This window comes from Amycolatopsis sp. NPDC049688 (assembly GCF_040674975.1).
Lineage (GTDB): Bacteria > Actinomycetota > Actinomycetes > Mycobacteriales > Pseudonocardiaceae > Amycolatopsis.
On record NZ_JBFANY010000003.1, the window covers coordinates 158,134 to 175,925 of the forward strand.

Annotated in this window: 14 protein-coding genes; 4 read left to right on the forward strand and 10 right to left on the reverse strand. The window is 70.1% G+C overall.

The window, feature by feature from the left end; all coding sequences use genetic code 11:
- Nucleotides 1-483: 483 nt before the first annotated feature.
- Complete coding sequence (locus tag AB0J55_RS11910; RefSeq protein WP_364246398.1) at nt 484-855, reverse strand: hypothetical protein; 372 nt, start codon at nt 853-855, stop codon at nt 484-486.
- 283 nt (nt 856-1,138) lie between these two features.
- Here AB0J55_RS11910 and AB0J55_RS11915 point away from each other — a divergent pair, with 283 nt between their 5' ends.
- Together AB0J55_RS11915 and AB0J55_RS11920 are read left to right on the forward strand one after the other, a co-directional pair.
- Complete coding sequence (locus tag AB0J55_RS11915; RefSeq protein ID WP_364246401.1) at nt 1,139-2,047, forward strand: SRPBCC family protein; 909 nt, start codon at nt 1,139-1,141, stop codon at nt 2,045-2,047.
- A complete protein-coding gene (locus AB0J55_RS11920; RefSeq protein ID WP_364246403.1) occupies nt 2,044-3,219 on the forward strand; it encodes a zinc-dependent alcohol dehydrogenase in 1,176 nt (391 codons plus the stop codon). Before AB0J55_RS11915 ends, AB0J55_RS11920 begins: the two co-directional genes overlap by 4 nt.
- Before the next feature lie 55 nt (nt 3,220-3,274).
- On the opposite strand, the gene AB0J55_RS11925 is transcribed toward AB0J55_RS11920, so the two are convergent.
- The 8 genes from AB0J55_RS11925 to AB0J55_RS11960 form a co-directional block, all read right to left on the reverse strand.
- On the reverse strand, nt 3,275-3,436 hold the full coding sequence (locus AB0J55_RS11925; RefSeq protein WP_364246405.1) for a hypothetical protein: 162 nt from the start codon (nt 3,434-3,436) through the stop codon (nt 3,275-3,277).
- Between the two features lie 5 nt (nt 3,437-3,441).
- On the reverse strand, nt 3,442-3,681 hold the full coding sequence (locus AB0J55_RS11930; RefSeq protein WP_364246408.1) for a hypothetical protein: 240 nt from the start codon (nt 3,679-3,681) through the stop codon (nt 3,442-3,444).
- A 94-nt stretch (nt 3,682-3,775) separates the two neighbouring features.
- On the reverse strand, nt 3,776-4,912 hold the full coding sequence (locus tag AB0J55_RS11935) for a CaiB/BaiF CoA-transferase family protein (protein WP_364246411.1): 1,137 nt from the start codon (nt 4,910-4,912) through the stop codon (nt 3,776-3,778).
- Entirely contained in the window at nt 4,909-6,057 is a 1,149-nt protein-coding gene (locus tag AB0J55_RS11940; protein ID WP_364246414.1) for an acyl-CoA dehydrogenase family protein, read from the reverse strand. The genes AB0J55_RS11935 and AB0J55_RS11940 overlap by 4 nt, the downstream gene beginning before the upstream one ends.
- A 14-nt stretch (nt 6,058-6,071) precedes the next feature.
- Nucleotides 6,072-6,902: an SDR family oxidoreductase gene (locus AB0J55_RS11945; protein ID WP_364246417.1), complete on the reverse strand. Its 831-nt coding sequence runs from the start codon at nt 6,900-6,902 to the stop codon at nt 6,072-6,074.
- A 26-nt stretch (nt 6,903-6,928) separates the two neighbouring features.
- Nucleotides 6,929-8,509: a nitrilase-related carbon-nitrogen hydrolase gene (locus tag AB0J55_RS11950; RefSeq protein WP_364246420.1), complete on the reverse strand. Its 1,581-nt coding sequence runs from the start codon at nt 8,507-8,509 to the stop codon at nt 6,929-6,931.
- Between the two features lie 78 nt (nt 8,510-8,587).
- A complete protein-coding gene (locus AB0J55_RS11955; RefSeq protein ID WP_364246423.1) occupies nt 8,588-9,790 on the reverse strand; it encodes a lipid-transfer protein in 1,203 nt (400 codons plus the stop codon).
- 26 nt (nt 9,791-9,816) lie between these two features.
- Complete coding sequence (locus AB0J55_RS11960) at nt 9,817-10,653, reverse strand: MaoC/PaaZ C-terminal domain-containing protein (protein WP_364246426.1); 837 nt, start codon at nt 10,651-10,653, stop codon at nt 9,817-9,819.
- 154 nt (nt 10,654-10,807) lie between these two features.
- Here AB0J55_RS11960 and AB0J55_RS11965 point away from each other — a divergent pair, with 154 nt between their 5' ends.
- The gene (locus tag AB0J55_RS11965; RefSeq protein ID WP_364246428.1) at nt 10,808-11,833 is read left to right on the forward strand and encodes an AraC family transcriptional regulator ligand-binding domain-containing protein; all 1,026 of its coding nucleotides are present in this window, start codon (nt 10,808-10,810) and stop codon (nt 11,831-11,833) included.
- 19 nt (nt 11,834-11,852) lie between these two features.
- On the opposite strand, the gene AB0J55_RS11970 is transcribed toward AB0J55_RS11965, so the two are convergent.
- On the reverse strand, nt 11,853-13,661 hold the full coding sequence (locus tag AB0J55_RS11970; protein WP_364246431.1) for a long-chain fatty acid--CoA ligase: 1,809 nt from the start codon (nt 13,659-13,661) through the stop codon (nt 11,853-11,855).
- Nucleotides 13,662-14,094: 433 nt separating this feature from the next.
- Between AB0J55_RS11970 and AB0J55_RS11975 the strand changes: the two genes are divergently transcribed.
- Nucleotides 14,095-17,745 carry a helix-turn-helix domain-containing protein gene (locus AB0J55_RS11975; RefSeq protein WP_364246434.1) on the forward strand — a complete coding sequence of 1,217 codons (3,651 nt, stop codon included), beginning with the start codon at nt 14,095-14,097 and terminating at the stop codon, nt 17,743-17,745.
- Nucleotides 17,746-17,792: the final 47 nt, after the last annotated feature.

Below are 17,792 nucleotides of genomic sequence, written 5' to 3' on the forward strand. Positions count from 1 at the left end.
GCCCGGTGGTGACCATATTCCGATTTGCTCACCTTTTCCGGGCTGTCGACGCGGGCAGGACTCGCGGGCTCCGTCCGCGTCGACCGAGAGGCTGTCGGCTCTGCCCAAAGCTGAGCCAGACCTGGTTCGCCACCGTGGACGACGTGAGGCCTATGCGCGCAGACGTCCGGACACGGGAAGCCTGGCTCTAACAGCGGCCGCCCTCGACGGGGTGACGCGCCCGGTAAATCGCCGCCCGCACGCAGCGCTTGCTCGCCGAGCCCCAGCCGGAGGCACGTCTGCGGCTCCACGGCCACATCCGCGGCTAACCGATGCCCGAGTACGGACTTGGCCGTCGTCCAGTCATCCAGCACGGCGTTCTGCTCGGCCGACAGAGTGACCTGGTCGGCGCGCCAAGTCCGTGCCCGAGGTCGAGACGGTGGTGGCATTCCTGGCTGCCTGCTGCATCCACGAGCACGAAGCGCAGCGGTCGTGGCTGCTGGCTCAGAGAAGGGCGGTCAGCCATGCGGCGATGGCCGCGCCGATTTCGGCGCCGGAGTCCTCCGGCACGAAGTGCCGGCCGGGGACGGTGATCTCGGTCTGGTCCGGCCAGCTGCGGCAGACCGCGCGCTGGCGGTCTCCCAGGATGACGCCCGGTTCGGCGTTGATGAACAGTTGGGGGATCCCCCGTGTCGCCGCCAGCCACCGCCCGTAGTCCTCGACGACGCGGACCACATCGGCAGGTTCGCCCTCGGCGGGGATCTGCCGTGGCCACGTCAGTGTCGGCAACCGGCTCTCGCCCGGTTCGAGGTAGGGGCGGCGGTATTCGGCCATCTCGTGCTCAGCCAGCGCTCGCAGGGTGCCGGCGGGCACCATTTCGACGAAGGCGTTGTACTTCAGGACCAGCTCCTCGCCCTGGTCCGAGCGGAATGCCTGGAACAGGGCCCGGGAGTCTTCCGGGTCGATGGGTTAGCCGGATCGCCGAGGGGTAGCCGACCCGATCGGGCGCCTCCCGGGCTTCGGCACGCCGGGTCGGCCGACAGGGCGCAATCGGATACGGAGGCTGACCATGACGTGCTCGGTGAGCCCGGCAGCAGAACGAACCAAACAGGAGGAGGTGCGGCGGCAAGGCCGGCGGCTGGGCTGGTTGAGCTTGGGCTTGGGCTTGGCACAGCTGGCCGCCCCGCACACCGTGCGGCGGATCAGCGGCGTCGACGACTCGGCGACGTCGCGGGCGGTGGTGCCGGCGGTCGGCGTGCGGGAGCTGGTCCACGCGGCCGGGCTCCTGGCGGGCCGGCGGAAGGGTATCTGGGCGTGGACCCGGGTGGCGGGTGACGCGATGGACCTGACCGCGCTCGGCGTCGCCCTCGCCCACCGTGGCGGGTCCCGCCGGCGACGGCTCGCCGGGGTCACCGGCGCCGTCGCCGGGATCACCGTGCTGGACCTGCTGACCGCCGTGCAGGCCACTCGCGCGGACCACACCGGCTCCGCGCGGGCGGCGCGGGGCGCAGAAAAAGGAGATTCCGTGGAACTGACAGCAGCGACAACGATTCGCAAACCCGCGCCGGACGTTTTCGCGTTCTGGCGCGACCTGGAGAACCTTCCGGCGTTCATGGCGCACCTCGAGCAGGTCCGCACCACCGGTGACCGGACGAGCCACTGGACCGCCAGTGCCCCGTTCGGCAAGGACGTCGAGTGGGACGCGGAAATCATCGAGGAGACGGCGGGCGAGCGGATCGCGTGGCGGTCGATCGGGAAAGCGACCGTGCCCAACGCCGGCACCGTCTGGTTCACCCCCGCCCCCGACGGGGAGAGCACCGAGGTGAACGTCGTCCTGGTCTACGAGATCCCCGGCGGCGCGGTGGGCAAGGCGGTCGCCAAATACTTCGGCGAAGAGCCCCACCAGCAGCTCGACGACGACCTGCGCCGGCTCAAGCAGGTCCTGGAGACCGGCGAGGTCGTCCGGTCCGACGGCGCCCCGTGGGGCAAACGGGCCCGCAAGGAATTCCCGCAACGTCCCGCGCAACCCCTGTCGGACGCCGAGCTCGAGAAGGGACCGGACGCATGAGGGCGAACACCTGGGCGGGCCGCAACAAGGTCGAGGTCCGCGACGTCCCCGACCCGAAGATCCTCAACCACCGCGACGCGATCGTTCGGATCACCTCCACCGCGATCTGCGGCTCGGACCTGCACCTGGTCGACGGGTACGTCCCGACCATGCAGGACGGCGACGTCCTGGGACACGAGTTCATGGGCGAAGTGCTCGAGGTGGGCCCGGGCGTCGATCCGGGCCGGCTGCGTGCCGGGGACCGGGTCGTCGTGCCCTTCCCGATCGCCTGCGGCGCGTGCGCCGCCTGCGCCGTGAACCTGTACTCCTGCTGCGAAAACTCCAACCCCAACGCCGGGATCGCCGAGAAGATGTTCGGTCACCCGGTCGCCGGGATCTTCGGCTACTCGCACCTGACCGGCGGTTTCGCGGGTGGCCAGGCCCAGTACGCGCGCGTGCCGTTCGCCGACGTCGGCCCGATCAAGATCGAGTCGGACCTGACCGACGAACAGGTGCTGTTCCTCTCCGACATCCTGCCCACCGGCTACATGGGCGCCGAAATGTGCGACATCAGCTCCAGCGACGTCGTCGCGGTCTGGGGCGCCGGCCCGGTCGGCCAGTTCGCCATGGACAGCGCCCGGCTCCTGGGCGCAGCCAAGGTCATCGCCATCGACAAGGAGCCGTACCGGCTGGAGCTGGCGGAACGAGCGGGCCACATCCCGGTGAACTTCGAAGAGGTCGACGTCCGGTCCCGGCTGCTGGAGCTGACCGGTGGCCGCGGGCCCGACAAGTGCATCGACGCCGTCGGGCTCGAAGCCACCCACGGCAGCGCGCACATCGCCGCCTACGACCGGGTCAAGCAGGCCGTGCGGTCGGAAACCGATCGCCCGCACGCGCTGCGCCAGGCGATCATGTCCTGCCGCAGTGGCGGCGTGGTTTCGGTGATCGGCGTCTACGGCGGCCTGCTGGACAAGTTCCCGGCCGGCGCGTGGATGAACCGGTCGCTGACCCTGCGGACCGGGCAGTGCCACGTGCAGCGCTACATGGAACCGCTGCTGCGACGCATCGAACGCGGCGAGCTCGACCCGACCCGGATCATCACCCACACCCTGCCGCTGGAGGAAGCGGCCCGCGGCTTCGAGCTGTTCAAGAACAAGGAGGACAACTGCGAGAAGGTCGTCCTCAAACCCTGACCGGCACCCGCATCCGGCCACCGGGAGCTCGGTGGCCGGATGCCCTCGGAGCCACTCAGTCGTCATCGCCGTTGTCGGCTTCGTCGGCCCGCTCGCGGTTGCGCTGCTGCCGCTCCCGCTTACGCCGGCCGTAGGTCGCCCGGCGGACGCGTTCCTCGTCTTCGACGCTCGAACCCACCGCCCCGGCGACGATGCCGACGGAGGTCGCGAGCCACACCAGCTTCAGGTACGAAGCCGGGCCGGCCGGTGCTCCTCCGCCAGGGCCAGCATGGGAATGTCACCCTCCTCGTTCAGCGGAAGGGACTGCGTCTCGTGCTCGACGCGCCAGGTCGTCTCCTCGCCGAGGTCGCGGGCCAGGCGGGCGGGCGGGCCGTCCGCGATCCTCCCGGCGAGCTGCCCGGGCAACCCGTCATCGGTCAGCAAGCCCACCACCAGGGCCTCCGGCGCACGCTGAACCATCATGCTCGAGCCTTTCCTCGGGTCTCCGAAGTGAATCTCTCCGGGTTCCCGGCTTGATAGCTCCGGAGTCGACGTCCACGGGACGATCTCGTGCAGGCTACCTATCGAACTCGTCGCCGCTGGCGATCTCGGCAAGCACTTCTTCGGTGTGCTGTCCGGGTTTCGGTGCTCCGGCCGGCACGGTCACGGAGTGGCGGGAAAATCTCGGAGCGGGCATCGCCTGCAGGACACCGTCCACTTCGACCAGGGTGCAGCGTTCGGCGAGCTGCGGGTACCCGGCGGCTTCGCGCAGGGACAGGACCGGGGCCACGCAGGCGTCGCTTCCGGCGAACACCTCCGTCCATTCCTGCTGAGTACGGGTGGCGAAGGCGTCGGCGATCGTCGTGCGCAGTTCGCCCCAGCGAGTGCGGTCGTACTGGGTCGCCGGGTCTGCTTCGACACCCAGAAGGCCCACGAAAGCGGCGAAGAACGGAGGCTCCAGCGCACCGACGGCCATGTACCGGCCCTCCGCCGTCCGGTAGACGGAGTAGAACGGCGCGCCGCCGTCGATCAGGTTGGCCCCGCGCTGGTCGGTCCACCGGTCCTCGGCGAGCAGGCTGTGGACGATCGCCAGCATGTGCGCTGTCCCGTCGACGATCGCCGCGTCGACGACTTGCCCGCGGCCGGTGGACCTCGCTTCCCACAGTGCGGCCAGCACGCCCATCACCAGGTACGTCGCGCCGCCGCCGATGTCGCCGACGACGTTGAGGGGGATCTGGGGCGGTCCGCCGGCCTCGCCGATCGCGTGCAGCGCACCCGTGGGCGCGATGTAGGTGATGTCGTGGCCCGCGGTGGCGGCCGCCGGGCCGTTCTGGCCCCAGCCGGTCATCCTGCCGTAGACCAGCCGCGGGTTGCGGGCCCACAGATCCTCCGGACCGACGCCCAGCCGCTCGGCGACCCCGGGCCGGAACCCTTCGAGGAACACGTCGGCGGTCGCGCCGAGGTCGAGCAGCGTTCGGACGGACTCCGGGCGTTTGAGGTCGAGCACAACCGACCGTTTGCCGCGGCCCAGCAGGTCGGAGCCGGGGCCCGCCATGTCCAGGAAGCCGCCGGACGGCCGATCGATGCGGATGACGTCGGCGCCCATCTCGGCGAGGATCATGGCCGCGAACGGGCCGGGGCCCAAACCGGCCAGCTCGATGACCCGAACACCGGCGAGCGGGCCGCCGGTCGTCTCCGGCTCTGCCTCGCTCACGGCGCCAGCTCCAGGGCACGGCCGACGATCTCCTTCATGATTTCCGTGGTCCCTCCGTAGATCCTCGACACCCGGGCGTCGGCATACGCCCGGGCGATCGGGTATTCGAGCATGTACCCGTACCCGCCGTGCAGTTGCACGCACGCGTCGACGACACGTCCTTGCAGCTCGGTGCTCCACCACTTGGCCTTGGCCGCGTCCACCGCGGAGAGCTCGCCCGCGTTGAGCTCTTCCACGCACCGGTCGAGGAAGTGCTGCGCCAGGTCGAGTTCGGTGTCCATCTCGGCCAGCCGGAACCGGGTGTTCTGCAACGCACCGATCGGGCGGCCGAAAGCGTGCCGGTCCCGGACGTGGCCGACGGTCACCGTGAACGCCGCGCGCGCCTGCGCCACCGCCCCGATCGCCACGGAAAGCCGCTCCTGGACCAGGTTGCCGGTGAGCCCGGTGAAGCCGGCGCCCTCGGCGCCGAGCCGGTTGGCCACCGGGACCCGGACGTCCACGAAGGACAGCTCGGCGGTGTCCTGCGCGTGCTGGCCGAGCTTGTCCAGGTTGCGCCCCCGGGTGAAGCCGGTCATCCCCCGTTCGACCACCAGCAGGCTGAGTCCCCGGTGAGGATGGTCTCCGGTGCGCACCGCGGTGACGACGAGGTCGGCGTTGATCCCGTTGGTGATGAACGTCTTGACCCCGTTGACGACGTAGTGGTCGCCTTCCCGGCGGGCGGTGGCCCGGATTCCGGACAGGTCGGAGCCGGTGCCGGGCTCTGTCATCGCCACCGCCGCGATCGTCTGCCCGGTCGCGATACCGGGGAGCCACCTCGCACGTTGCTCTCCGGTCGTGAGGTGCAGGAAGTAAGGCAGGACGACGTCGGCTTGCAAGGACGGACCCGCCATGGCGGGGGCAACGCCGAGCGCCGCCGACTCTTCGAGGACCACCGCGTTGAAGCGGAAGTCACTGATGCCGGCCCCACCGTAGTTCTCCGGAAGCGCGGCGAACATGCCGAGAGAACCGGCCTTCACGAACAGGTCACGCGGGACGATGCCGGCCCGCTCCCAGTCCGGGTAGTACGGGACGACCTCCCTCTCCAGCATCGTCCGCACGCTCTCGCGGTAGATGTCGTGATCGGCTTCGAACAAGGTGCGTCGCATGGTGGTGTCCGCTTTCAGAGAGTCATGCCGCCGCCGCAGACGACGGTCTGCCCGCTCACGTAGTCCGATTCCGGCAGGCACAGCAGGGAAACCGCCCCGGCGGCTTCGGCCGGCGTGCCGGTGCGGCCCAGCGGGATGATCTGTTCGGCCGCCGCGAGCAGCTGCGGGTTCACCCCGACCTTGATGTCCCGGCCGGCCACGGTGATCGTGCTGTCGCCGTCGGCCGGCGCTTCCGTCAACCGCGTGCGGATGAAGCCGAACGCCACGGCGTTGACGGTGACGTTGTACCGGCCCCATTCCTTCGCGAGCGTCTTGGTCATCCCGAGGATTCCGGCCTTCGCGGTGGAATAGTTGACCTGACCGGCGTTACCGCCCGTACCGGCGAGCGAAGAGATGTTGACGACCTTGCGGCAGAGGACGGGCTCGCCGGCTTCCCTGGCTTCGCGGACCGCCGCCGCGATCACCGGCTGGGCCGCGCGCAGGATCCGGAAGGGAGCGGTCAGGTGCACGTCGATGATGGCTTCCCACTGCTCGTCGGTCATCTTCTGGATGACCGAATCCCAGGTGTAGCCGGCGTTGTTGACGATGATGTCCACGCCACCGAACGTGTCGACCGCCGTGCTGACGAACCGCTCGGCGAACGCGGGGTCGGTGACACTGCCGGCACACGCGGCCGCCACCCCGCCGCGGGCTTCCACCTCCTTGACCACCTGCGAAGCCGGCTCGTCGTCCAGGTCGTTCACCACGACGCGGGCGCCGTCGGCGGCCAGCTTGAACGCGATCTCCCGGCCTATCCCGCGACCGGCTCCGGTCACCAGTGCGGTGCGCCCGTCCAGCTTTCCCATGGGTTGAGTCCTTTCTTTCCCCGATTTCACGTCGTTTTCCTCCGCGGCCGCCGGAGGGCCGAGCCGATCGCCGCCACGGTCAGCGCCGCGCACAGCCAGGAGAAGACATCGCCGATCACCCGGTACACGGTCACCGCGCCCTCGGTCGGCACATCCGTGATCCACGGCTGGTTGTCCCCGGTCGTGGTGTCCTGCTGGGACAGCACGTGCCCTTGCCGGTCGAACGCCTGTGACGAGCCGTTGAGGTCCGACCGGACCAGGGCGTAACCGTTTTCGACCGCCCGCAAGCTCGCCATCTGGGTGTGGATGCGGCCCATCTCGGGCCAGTCACCCCCGGGGACGAGCATGATGTCCGCCGCCACGTGCGTTCCCGCGGGGAAGTCGGCGTCGTAGCAGATGATGTTGGACAGGCGGCCGTACGGGGTGTCGACCACCGGAACCGGCCCGGTGCCCGCGACGTACCGCTCGAGACCGGGAATCGGGTGGTGCTTCTGGTAGGTCCACAGCACCCGGCCGTCCTGGCCGAGCAGCACCGTTTGGTCGCGCCCGTACGCCGGCGCGTCGTGGGTGTAGACGTTCGCCGCGACGTTGAGGTAGATGCCTTCTTCCCGAGCGAGCGCGCCCGCCTGCGCGAGGAACGCCGGTTCGTCCTCGGCTCGCATCCGGGCCGAGTTCTCCGACCAGAAGACGATCTTCGCGCCGGATCGCGCGGCCTTCCGGGTGTCGACGAAGAGCTGGGAGTTGATCACCTCCGAGGCCGCGCGCACCTTCGCCATGTCGAGTTTGGACACGGCTTCGAGATCGGTGGGCGCCGCACCGAGGATCCGTTCGGCGGCCGACAGCGAAGCCGAGCTCGGGTTGATGCCCGCGATGCGCACGGTCGGCGAGCTCGGTGCGGGCACGAACGCCAGCCACGCCTGCCCGAGCGCGATGACGGTGGCCAGCACCGCGGCGACGATGATGACCGGCCTCGTGCCGCGCCACGACGGGCCGTGCTCCCAGAAGTGGTTGGCGGCGGTGGCGACCAAGCCGACCAGGAAGGTGATCGAGTAAGGGCCGAAGACGGAAATGACCTGGAGCAAAGCCAGGTTCTCGTGCTGGGTGACCGCCAGCAGACCGTAGGCCGTGCCGAACGGGTTGAAGCTGCCGAGCAGGTACGCGACCGTGGTCAGCGCGAGCGGGAAGGTGAGCAGCCGGCCGGCCCACCCCAGCCGGGGAGCCACCAGGCGATCCGCGAGGTAGGGCAGCACGACCACGGCCGAGAGGAACACCACCCCGGCGACCACCAGCAACGTCAGCGGAACCGCGAGCTGCACGGCCCAGAACAGGCCGCCGGCGATCAGCACCAGCAACACCGCCGCGAGGCCGCGAACCGGCCGGCTGACCCGGAGGAACCGCAGCAGGAAGACCGGGAAGAACCACACGGCCAGCGCGACGTCCCACCGGCCACCGAGGGCGAACAGGTGCAGGATCAGCCCCAGGACGAGCCAGAGGTACCGGCGGCGGGGAGAGAGCCTGAGCGCCGGGCCGCCGTCGGCTTGGCGGACGGAACCGAGCAGGCGGCGGATACCGCTCGGCGGTGCGCTATCGATGGTGTCGGTCGACATGACGGCTCCCGATCTGGCTTGGTGAGGGGGTGGAATTCCAGGTGCTGCACTGGGCTGGGCGGCCGTCCGCTGGCGCTGTCATCGCTCGGCCGGCCGGTAGGCGGTCACCACGGCGGCGCCGCCGAGCCCGATGTTGTGGGCCAGTGCCACCCCGGACCGGGTCGCCGCGGCCGGCACCTGGCGCTTCCCGGCCGTCCCGCGCAGCTGCCACGTCAGCTCGGCACACTGCGCGAGTCCCGTCGCGCCGAGGGGGTGCCCCTTCGAAATGAGGCCTCCCGACGGGTTCACCACCCACGTGCCACCGTGAGTCGTCCGCCCCGCGTCGACGAGCTCGCCGCCTTCGCCCGGTGCGCACAGTCCCAGAGCTTCGTAAGTCAGCAGTTCGTTCGTCGAGAAGCAGTCGTGAAGCTCGATGACGTCGACGTCCTCGGGACCGATGCCCGCCTGGTCGTACACCCGCTGGGCCGCGGTGCGGGACATGTGCGCTCCGACGATCGCGGCGGCGGTGCCGTCGAAGGTGTCTTCCCCGTCCGTCACCAGCGACTGGCCCACCACCTCGATCGCTTGCGGTGCCAGGCCGTGGCGGTCGACGAACTCCTCGCTCGCCAGAATCGCCGCGGCCGAGCCGTTCGAGGTCGGCGAGCACTGCAGCTTGGTGAGCGGGCCGGTGATCGTCGGCGCGGCCAGGATTTCGTCGAGGGTGAACTCGCGCTGGAACTGCGCGTACGGGTTGTCGACCGAATGCCGGTGGTTCTTGTGCGCGATCTTCGCGAACTGCTCGGCGGTCGTGCCGTACTTCTCCATGTGCTCCAGCCCGGCCGCGGCGAACATCCACGGAGCCATCGGCGCGCCGGGTCCGCGCAGTTCCGCGAGGGCGTGCACGTGCCGGGACAGCGGCCCTTCCCGATCCGGCCAGACCTCCGAGAGCGAGCCGGGCGACATCTTCTCGAACCCGACCGCGAGGACGCAGTCGGCGAAGCCGCCCTGGACCGACCGCCCGGCCAGCCACAGCGCCGATGATCCGGTGGCGCAGTTGTTGTTCACGTTGACGACCGGCACACCGGTCGCACCCAGTTCGTAGACGGCGCGCTGGCCGCTGGTGGAGTCGCCGTAGACGTACCCCGCATACACTTCCTGGACGGCCGAGTAGTCGAGGCCGGCATCGTTGAGCGCGGCGCTCCCGGACTCGGCCACCATCGCCGGGTAGTCCCAGCCTTCGCGGCGTCCCGGCTTTTCGAACTTCGTCATCCCGACCCCGATGACGAACACCTTGCGTGGCATGTCGGTCTCCTGCCTTTCGGGCTCGGTCAAGCCGCGAATTCGGCTCGGCCGTCGGTGAGAAGGCGCGCGCCTTCTCCGTCGACGGTGGTGAAGGCGTACTGGTCCCCTCCGAGCGACCAGACGCGAGTGCTGATCTCCTGACCGGGCCGGCCGGGGGCGCTGAAGCGCACCGCCAGCCGCCGCAGCCTGCCCGGGTCGTCCGCGGCGAACGACCGGATCAGCGCGTGGGAGGCGAAAGCCATCGTGCACAACCCGTGCACGATGATGCCGGGCAGCCCCACCCGCCGCGCGAAGTCCTCGTCGAGGTGGATGGGCATGGTGTCCCCGGACGCCTTCGCGTACCGGAAGGTCTGGTCGTCGTCGAACCGCTGGGCGATGGTGGCCACGGCGTCCAGACCCGCCACCCCTTCCGGCATGCTGTGAGCGGGTGCCGTCCGCCCGACGTCGCCGGTGTGCTCGGCCTCGCGGAAGAACGCCGTGAAGTACTGTTCGTTGACCAGTTCCGCTGCTTCGTCGCGCGTCTCCACGACCGTGGTCACCACGACGCCGGACCGTCGCGAGTGGACACCGACCACCTGCGCCCGGGTCGTCAGGACGTCGCCGGGCACGATGGGCCTGCGGAGGTGGATGTCGTGCTGCCCGTGCAGGATCTTGCCGGCGACTTCCTCGGGCACGAGGGCGAGTGTCTGCCCGGCCATCGCGGAGAAGCCCGGCACGACCGCGAAGACCGGCGGGGCGACGGTGCCGTCCAGGTGGGCGGCAATCGGGTCGTTGGTGGCTTCGGCGTAGGCGACTGTCCGGTCGGCAGTGACGCGGAACTCGGTCGGGTCGCTCCAGAGGCCGACCCGGTTCGTGGTGAACATGTCCGGAACGTTAAGGACTGGCCGAGCTCTTTCCGAGAACCGTGCCTAGCGCATATGGAGACCTTTGCGCGCATGGCCAGGCGCGGTGTCACCCCGCCGGAGGACATCCGCCCGGCGTGTGGGCCGGCGGGTCCACCCGGAGTTATATTGCGGTGTGAGCGGTTCGACGCTGCCGGGCGACATCGTCCGGCGACTGGTGCGCATCGGCGAGCGCCGAGGCTTGGACGTCGCCTCGATGCTGCGCCGGACGGGGATCCCGGTCGACGGGTCGGGCCGGCCACTCACCACGAGGACCACGCCGACGCAGGTGGCCGAGCTGACTCAGGAGCTGTGGATCCTGACCGGGGACGAGCTGTTCGGCCTTGGGCCGCCCGCGCCGAAAGGCCTGTTCCAGCTCGTGATGCGGTCGGTGATCCACGCGCGCGACCTGGAGGCCGCTCTCCAGCGGCTGACGGAGGCCGGGAAGGTGCACCCCGGGATGCCCGGGCTGGCGGTGTCGGTCGACGGCGGGGCGGTGCACGTCGAAATCGACATCAGCCGGCTGGACGATCCCGATCACCTCGTCGCCGAGCTCCTGGCCACGCTCGTGCACCGCATGCTGGGCTGGCTCGTCGGGCGCCGGATCGCCCTGCAGGACCTGCGGCTGCCGTGGCCGGCGCCGGAATACGCGGCGGACTACGAGCGCGTGTTCGGCCGGCACCCGGGTTTCGACGCCGACCGGCTCGGCTTCGCCTTCGACAAGCGCCTGCTGGCCCTGCCCCTGGTGCGGGACGAGGACGAACTCGCGGAGTACCTCCGTGACCAGCCGAACGTCTGGTTCACCACCCGCGACTACGGGTCGTCGACGGCCGACCACGTGCGCCGGGTCCTCGAGCGTGGCCTCCGGGGGCACTGGCCGTCGCCGGACACCATCGCCGCGCAGCTCAACGTGAGCACCCAGCACCTGCGCCGGCTGCTGCACGGCGAGCACACCTCGATCGGCCAGATCAAGGAGGACATCCTCCGCGACGCCGCCATCGCGAGCCTGGCCCGCGGTGAAGAGTCGATCGTGGCGCTGGCGCGGCGGCTGGGCTTCTCCGAAGCCAGTGCTTTCCGCCGCGCGTTCCGTCGTTGGACGGGGCAGCCGCTCAGTGCGTACCGCCTCGCGGACGCCCGTGGGCCGGTCTCGCCGCCCGGGTGAACCGGCTCACCGGTCCCGGTCACCCGGCCGAAGGCGGCTTGGCCCCGTACATCCCCTCGATGTCGGCTGCGTACTTCTCGATGATGTTGTGCCGCCTGAGCTTGTTCGTCGGCGTCAGCTCATCGCCACCGGGGGCCCAGCTGTCCGGCAGGATGCGGAAGTACTTGATCTGTTCCACGCGGGACAACGTGGCGTTGGCCGCCCGGACGGCCGCCTCGACTTCCGCGTGCACCTCGGGCAGCGCCGCCAGGGAGGCCGGGTCGTGCGCGTCGGGCAAGCCCCGCTCGGCCGCGAACTTCCGGGCCGCGTCGACGTCGAGGGTGACCAGGGCGACCACGTAGGGACGCCGGTCGCCTACCGCGACGACGGAATCGGCCAGCGAACACGACGACAGGACGGCGTTCTCGATGTTGGCGGGCGACATGTTCTTCCCGGACGCATTGATGATCAGCTCCTTCTTGCGGTCGACGATCGTGACGTATCCGTCCGCGTCGACGGTGCCGACGTCGCCGGTGTTGAGCCACCCGTCCGGGCCGAGTGCTTCCGCGGTTTTCGCCGGATTTCCGCGGTAGCCCCGCATCAAGGTCGGGCTGCGCATCAGCAGCTCACCGTCCTCGGCCACCTTCACCTCGATGCCGGGCATCGGTCTCCCGACGGTCCCCGGCCGGACCGCGCCCGGCCGGTTGATCGCTCCCCCGGCGGCCGACTCCGACATCGCCCAGCCCTCGCAGAGCTCGATCCCCAAGCCGAGGAAGAACCAGACGATCTCCGGGGCGATGGGGGCCGCCCCGGTGGCGGTCAGCACCGACCTGTCCAGGCCGATCCGCGCGCGTAGCCGGTGTAACACCAGCCGGTCGGCGATCGCGCGCCGGAAGGCGAGCCCCGCGGGGACCGGGCGTCCGGCGGCGTGCCGCTCCGCGACGGCACGGCCCGTGGCCAAGGCCCACTCCACCAGGCGACGGCGCGAGCCGGGCTGCGCCGCGATCGCCTGGCCGAGCGCCGTCTGGATCTTGTGCCAGAACGCCGGGACGCCCAGGAAGACCGTCGGCCGCACGGCCAGGACCACCTCGGCGATCGTCTTGAGATCGGCGACGGTGACGACGGTGGCGCCACCGGCCATCGCCAGGTAGTGGCTGAAGTAGCGGTTCGCCACGTGGGCGTCGGGCAGGTACGAAACCAGACGGCCCCCATCGGCGCCGGCGGCCATCTCCGGCAGGGTCAGCCCACTGCGGAGAGACTCCAGGATCGCGCGGTGCTCCAGCTCCACGCCCTTCGGCGGCCCGGTCGTCCCCGACGTGTAGATGATCGTGGCGAGATCGTCCGGGCCGACGGCACGCCAGGTGGCCTCGAAGTCGAACCCCTCGGGCCGCAGTGCCTCGAGTTCGGCCAAGGCGAGGGTGCCTGCGACGCCGTCGTCCACGCAGACGACGCGCTCCACGGCCCCGCCGGCCGCCTTGATCGTGTCCACCCACTGCCGTTCCGTGACCACCACCCGATTGCCGGCGTCGGAGAACAGGTACCCGATCTGGGCGGGAGGGCTCGTGTTGTAGACCGAAAACGGAACGGCACCCAGATGCACCGCCGCCGCGTCCACGAGGTGGAACTCGGGCCGGTTGGTCAGCATGATCGCCACCGCGTCCCCCCGGCGGACACCCAGTGCGGCCAAGCCGCCGGCGATACGCTCCACGCGCTCGGCGTACCGTCCCCAGGTCAACTCCACAGTGCCGTCGGAACTGCGCAGGGCGATCCGCTCCCGGCACCGCAGCGCCGTTCGCTGGAAGAGTCCGGGCAGAGTCTGCTCCGCATGCAATCCGTCACCGGCGACCACGAGCGTGCGACCTCCTCGTCTCGGCGCTGCCTCAGCTCAACCACCGGACATCGGTTCCGGTGGTCCGAGATGGACAATCATTCACCCCGTTACCGGGGCTCAACCAGGACCGCAACGCGCCGCATGCAGGACCGCCGCGCGCATGGACCCGGCGGGGCCATCGTCGACCGGTGTGATGCTTGGCGATGGCCTCGGTGGTGGTGTGCATGCCGGAGTGCGCCGCCTCGACGCCGTGTCACAGCCGCGGCGTCAAGAAGTCCGTGAGACCTACCGGACCTACGGCGTTTTCGCCGTCGCGAGCCGGCTGTAGGTGTCTTGAAGCTCGCGTTTGACGATTTCCCCGCTGGGAGCAACCCGCCCGCTCCCCACGTCGGAGCAGGCGCACTGGACGTCTCGCGCTCCTGGCTGAAGAATGGGGCGAAAGGGGGACAATATGGTACGACAGGAACGGCCGCTCGACGTCGGGGATGATCCGCTGCTGCAGTTCGCCGCGAAGCTTCGACTGCTCCGGCAGAAATCAGGAAGCCCGCCCTACCGGGAACTCGCCCGCCGGGCACATTATTCGTCCACCACGCTGTCCGATGCGGCGGGCGGTCGCAAGCTGCCGACGCTGGCCGTCACCTTGGCCTACGTGACGGCCTGTGGAGGAAATCCCGCCGAATGGGAACCGTACTGGCGGGAGGTGGCGAGCCTCCTCGCCGAGGACACCGCGGAAATCGGGAAGCCGGGATCGCACGCGCCGACAGAAGCGGACTCGCCCTACGTCGGGCTCGAACCGTTCCAGCCGCAGGATGCCCACCGGTTCTTCGGCCGCGAACTTCTGACCGACGAGTTGGTGTACCGCGTTCTGCACCACCGGTTCCTTGCCGTTTTCGGCGCCTCCGGGGCGGGGAAGTCCTCCGTGCTGCGAGCCGGCCTGATCGCCCGGATCCAGGCCGAAACCGACTGGCCGGTAGTGCTCATGACGCCGGGCACCGACCCCGTGACGCGGTACGAAAGCGCGCTGGCCGACCTGACTGACGCCGACGCAAACGACGACTCGGTCCTGGTCGTGGACCAGTTCGAAGAGGTTTTCACTCTCTGCCAGGATGCCGCCGAGCGGGCAGCCTTCATCGACGCCTTGATCCGCGCCACCCACGCCTCCGATGCCCGGCTGCGGATCGTGCTCGGTATCCGGGCGGACTTCTACCCGCATTGCGCCGACTTCCCTCGGCTGGCCGAAGCCATGCGCGACCGGCAGCTTCTCGTCGGGGCCATGACCCCCGACGAACTCCGGCGGGCGATCGTGCAACCCGCGGTCTCGGTGAACCACGTGGTCGAAAGCTCCTTGCTGGCCGCCGTGCTCACTGATTCCGCCGGGCAAGCCGGAATTCTCCCGCTGGTCTCGCACGCGATGCTGGTCACCTGGCAGCACCGCCGTGGGCATACGTTGACGCTGTCCGCATACCAGGCTTCCGGCGGTATCCAGCACGCTCTCGCACAGACCGCCGAAAAGGTGTATTCCGCTTTCGACGAGCACCAACGCGTGGCGGCCAAGGGACTTTTCCTCCGGTTGACCGCGCTCGGCGAGCGCACCGAAGACACCAAGCGCCGGATATTCCTGGACGAGCTGGGCGAGCCCGGAACGTCCCCACTCGCCGAAGTGCTGGCAGAACTGACCGCGGCCCGGCTCGTGCACCTGGACGAGAACAGCGTCGAAATCACGCACGAGGCCCTCATCAAACGCTGGCCCCGTCTGCGCGACTGGCTGGCAGAAGACCGCGAGGGACTCCAGGTGCACCGCCACCTCACCCACGCCGCGGACTCGTGGGAGGCCATCGGCCGTGAACCCGGGTCCCTCTACCGAGGCAGCAGGCTGGCCCTCGCCTCCGATTGGGCGGCTCACAACGGCACCATGCTCACGGCCCGGGAACGGACGTTCCTCGACACCAGCACCGCACACGAAGCCCGGGAACGCACGACCGTGCTCCGCCGCGCCCGTCAGCTCCGCCTGCTGGCCTCCGGACTCGTACTCCTGCTGCTCGCGACCATCGGCATCGCGATCATCGCGATGACCGAGCGGCACACCGCGAGACAGGAGCGGCAGATCGCGGTCTCCCGAGAGCTGGCCGTCCGGGCGAACAGCGGACCGCCGTCACGCGCCTCGCTGATCCTGGCCGCGGAAGCCTTCCGGCAGTTCCCGGGCAGCGAGGCGCGGGGCGCCCTGCTGAGCATCACCCAGCAGTCAGCCATCGCGACATACTTCGACCACCCGAAGAGCCTCCTCGGCCTCGCCTACTCCCCCGACGGACGCACCCTCGCCGTCGCCGGAGCCGACAACACCGTCCGGCTCCGGGACGTACCGGGACACCGCGAGACCGCGGTACTCACCGGACACGCAGCCGCGGTTTTCGGCGTGGCCTTCTCCCCCGATGGCGGCACGCTCGCGAGCGTCGCCAACGATCGCACGCTGAAGCTGTGGGACGTGGCGAACCGCCGGGAGATCGCCACCTTGACCGGCCACACGGCACCACTGAACGGCGTGGCGCTGAGCCCGGACGGACACCTGGCGGTGACGTCGAGCAACGACCGAACGGTGCGGCTGTGGGACGTGGCCGCCCGTCGCGAGATCGCCACCCTGACCGGTCACACCGGCGCGGTCTACGGCGTCGCGTTCAGCCCGGACGGCCGCACCGTGGCCAGCGCCGGTGAAGACCACACCGTCAAGCTGTGGGACGTGGCCGCTCATCGCGAGATCGCCACCCTCGCCGGCCATACGGCCGGCGCCGAACAAGTCGCGTTCAGCCCGGACGGGCATCTGCTGGCCAGCTCGGGTGACGACTTCACAGTCCGGTTGTGGGATGTCGGCTCGCGCACGGAGGTGGCTACCCTCTCGGGACACAGCGCTGAGGTCTTCGGTGTCGCCTTCAGCCGTGACGGCAGCTCGCTCGCCACCGCGAGTGTCGACGCGACGGTCCGGATCTGGGACGTGCCGCGCCGGCGCCAGACAGCCGTTCTGACCGGCCGCACCAGCAGCCAGTTCGGCGTGGCGTTCAGCCCCGATGGCCGTACCGTCGCGGCGACCGGAACGGACGGGACACTGACGATGTGGGCGCTGTCCCCGGCCGTCCTGGCCCCATCGCCGGCTGCCCATCAGCGGGTAGTGAGGTTCAGCCCGGACGGCCGAACACTGGCGACCGGGGGTGAGGACGGCGTCGTCCGCCTGTGGGACCCGGCGGGCAGGCGCGTGCTGGCCACCTTCGCCGCGGGCACCGACCAGGTCAACGACATCGCGTTCAGCCCGGACGGCCGGACCCTCGCCATCGCGGGCCGGGACGGCGAGGTCCGGCTCTGGGACGCCCGGACCCAACGGGAGATCCGGCAGTTCACCGGCTACAAGCACCCGGTGTTCGGGGTGGCGTTCAGCCCGGACGGCCGGACCCTGGCCACGACCAGCGGCGGTGACGCCGGCCGGGCGGTCCAGCTGTGGGACGTGGTGGAGGGTCGCCCGGCCGGGTCCCTGGAAGGGCACACCGGCTTGGTGTACGCCGTGAAATTCAGCCCGGACGGGCAGACACTCGCCAGCGGCAGCCAGGACGGGACAATCAGGCTGTGGGACGCCGCGACGCGGCGTGCGACGGCAACCCTGACCGGTCACACCACCAACGTGACGTCGGTTTCCTTCAGCCCGGACGGCAAGACCCTCGCCAGTGCGAGTATCGACCACACGGTCAAGCTGTGGGACCTCTCCGGAGACCGTCCGCCTGCGACGCTGAGCGGCCACGAAGGCGGCGTGACCGACGTCGCGTTCGGCCCCGGCGGCACGGTCGTCTCAGCCGGCCAAGACCACACGATCAGGTTGTGGGAGAGCTCGGCCCTTCGCCCGCTCGCGGTGCTCGCCGCTCACACCGACGCAGTCAACAAGATCGCCTTCGGGCCCGACGGCCACACCCTCGCCTCCGCGGCCGCCGACGGCACGGCACGGCTGTGGGAACTCGACCCGGCGAGGGCGCTGGCGGACGTCTGCCGGACCCTCGGTCCGGTCACCAGGGACGAGTGGGCCGCCCTGCTGCCCGATCTGCCCTACACACCCCCCTGCCGCTGACATCCTGAGCATATTCACGCAGGTCAGCGGCGCCTGGAAGCTACCGT

Bases quoted from the DNA above. Each gene is read 5' to 3' on its own strand.
- AB0J55_RS11910 (WP_364246398.1), bottom strand. From the start codon at position 855: ATGGTGCCCGCCGGCACCCTGCGAGCGCTGGCTGAGCACGAGATGGCC.
- AB0J55_RS11920 (WP_364246403.1), top strand. From the start codon at position 2,044: ATGAGGGCGAACACCTGGGCGGGCCGCAACAAGGTCGAGGTCCGCGAC.
- AB0J55_RS11930 (WP_364246408.1), bottom strand. From the start codon at position 3,681: ATGATGGTTCAGCGTGCGCCGGAGGCCCTGGTGGTGGGCTTGCTGACC.
- AB0J55_RS11940 (WP_364246414.1), bottom strand. From the start codon at position 6,057: ATGCGACGCACCTTGTTCGAAGCCGATCACGACATCTACCGCGAGAGC.
- AB0J55_RS11945 (WP_364246417.1), bottom strand. From the start codon at position 6,902: ATGGGAAAGCTGGACGGGCGCACCGCACTGGTGACCGGAGCCGGTCGC.
- AB0J55_RS11950 (WP_364246420.1), bottom strand. From the start codon at position 8,509: ATGTCGACCGACACCATCGATAGCGCACCGCCGAGCGGTATCCGCCGC.
- AB0J55_RS11955 (WP_364246423.1), bottom strand. From the start codon at position 9,790: ATGCCACGCAAGGTGTTCGTCATCGGGGTCGGGATGACGAAGTTCGAA.
- AB0J55_RS11960 (WP_364246426.1), bottom strand. From the start codon at position 10,653: ATGTTCACCACGAACCGGGTCGGCCTCTGGAGCGACCCGACCGAGTTC.
- AB0J55_RS11975 (WP_364246434.1), top strand. From the start codon at position 14,095: ATGGTACGACAGGAACGGCCGCTCGACGTCGGGGATGATCCGCTGCTG.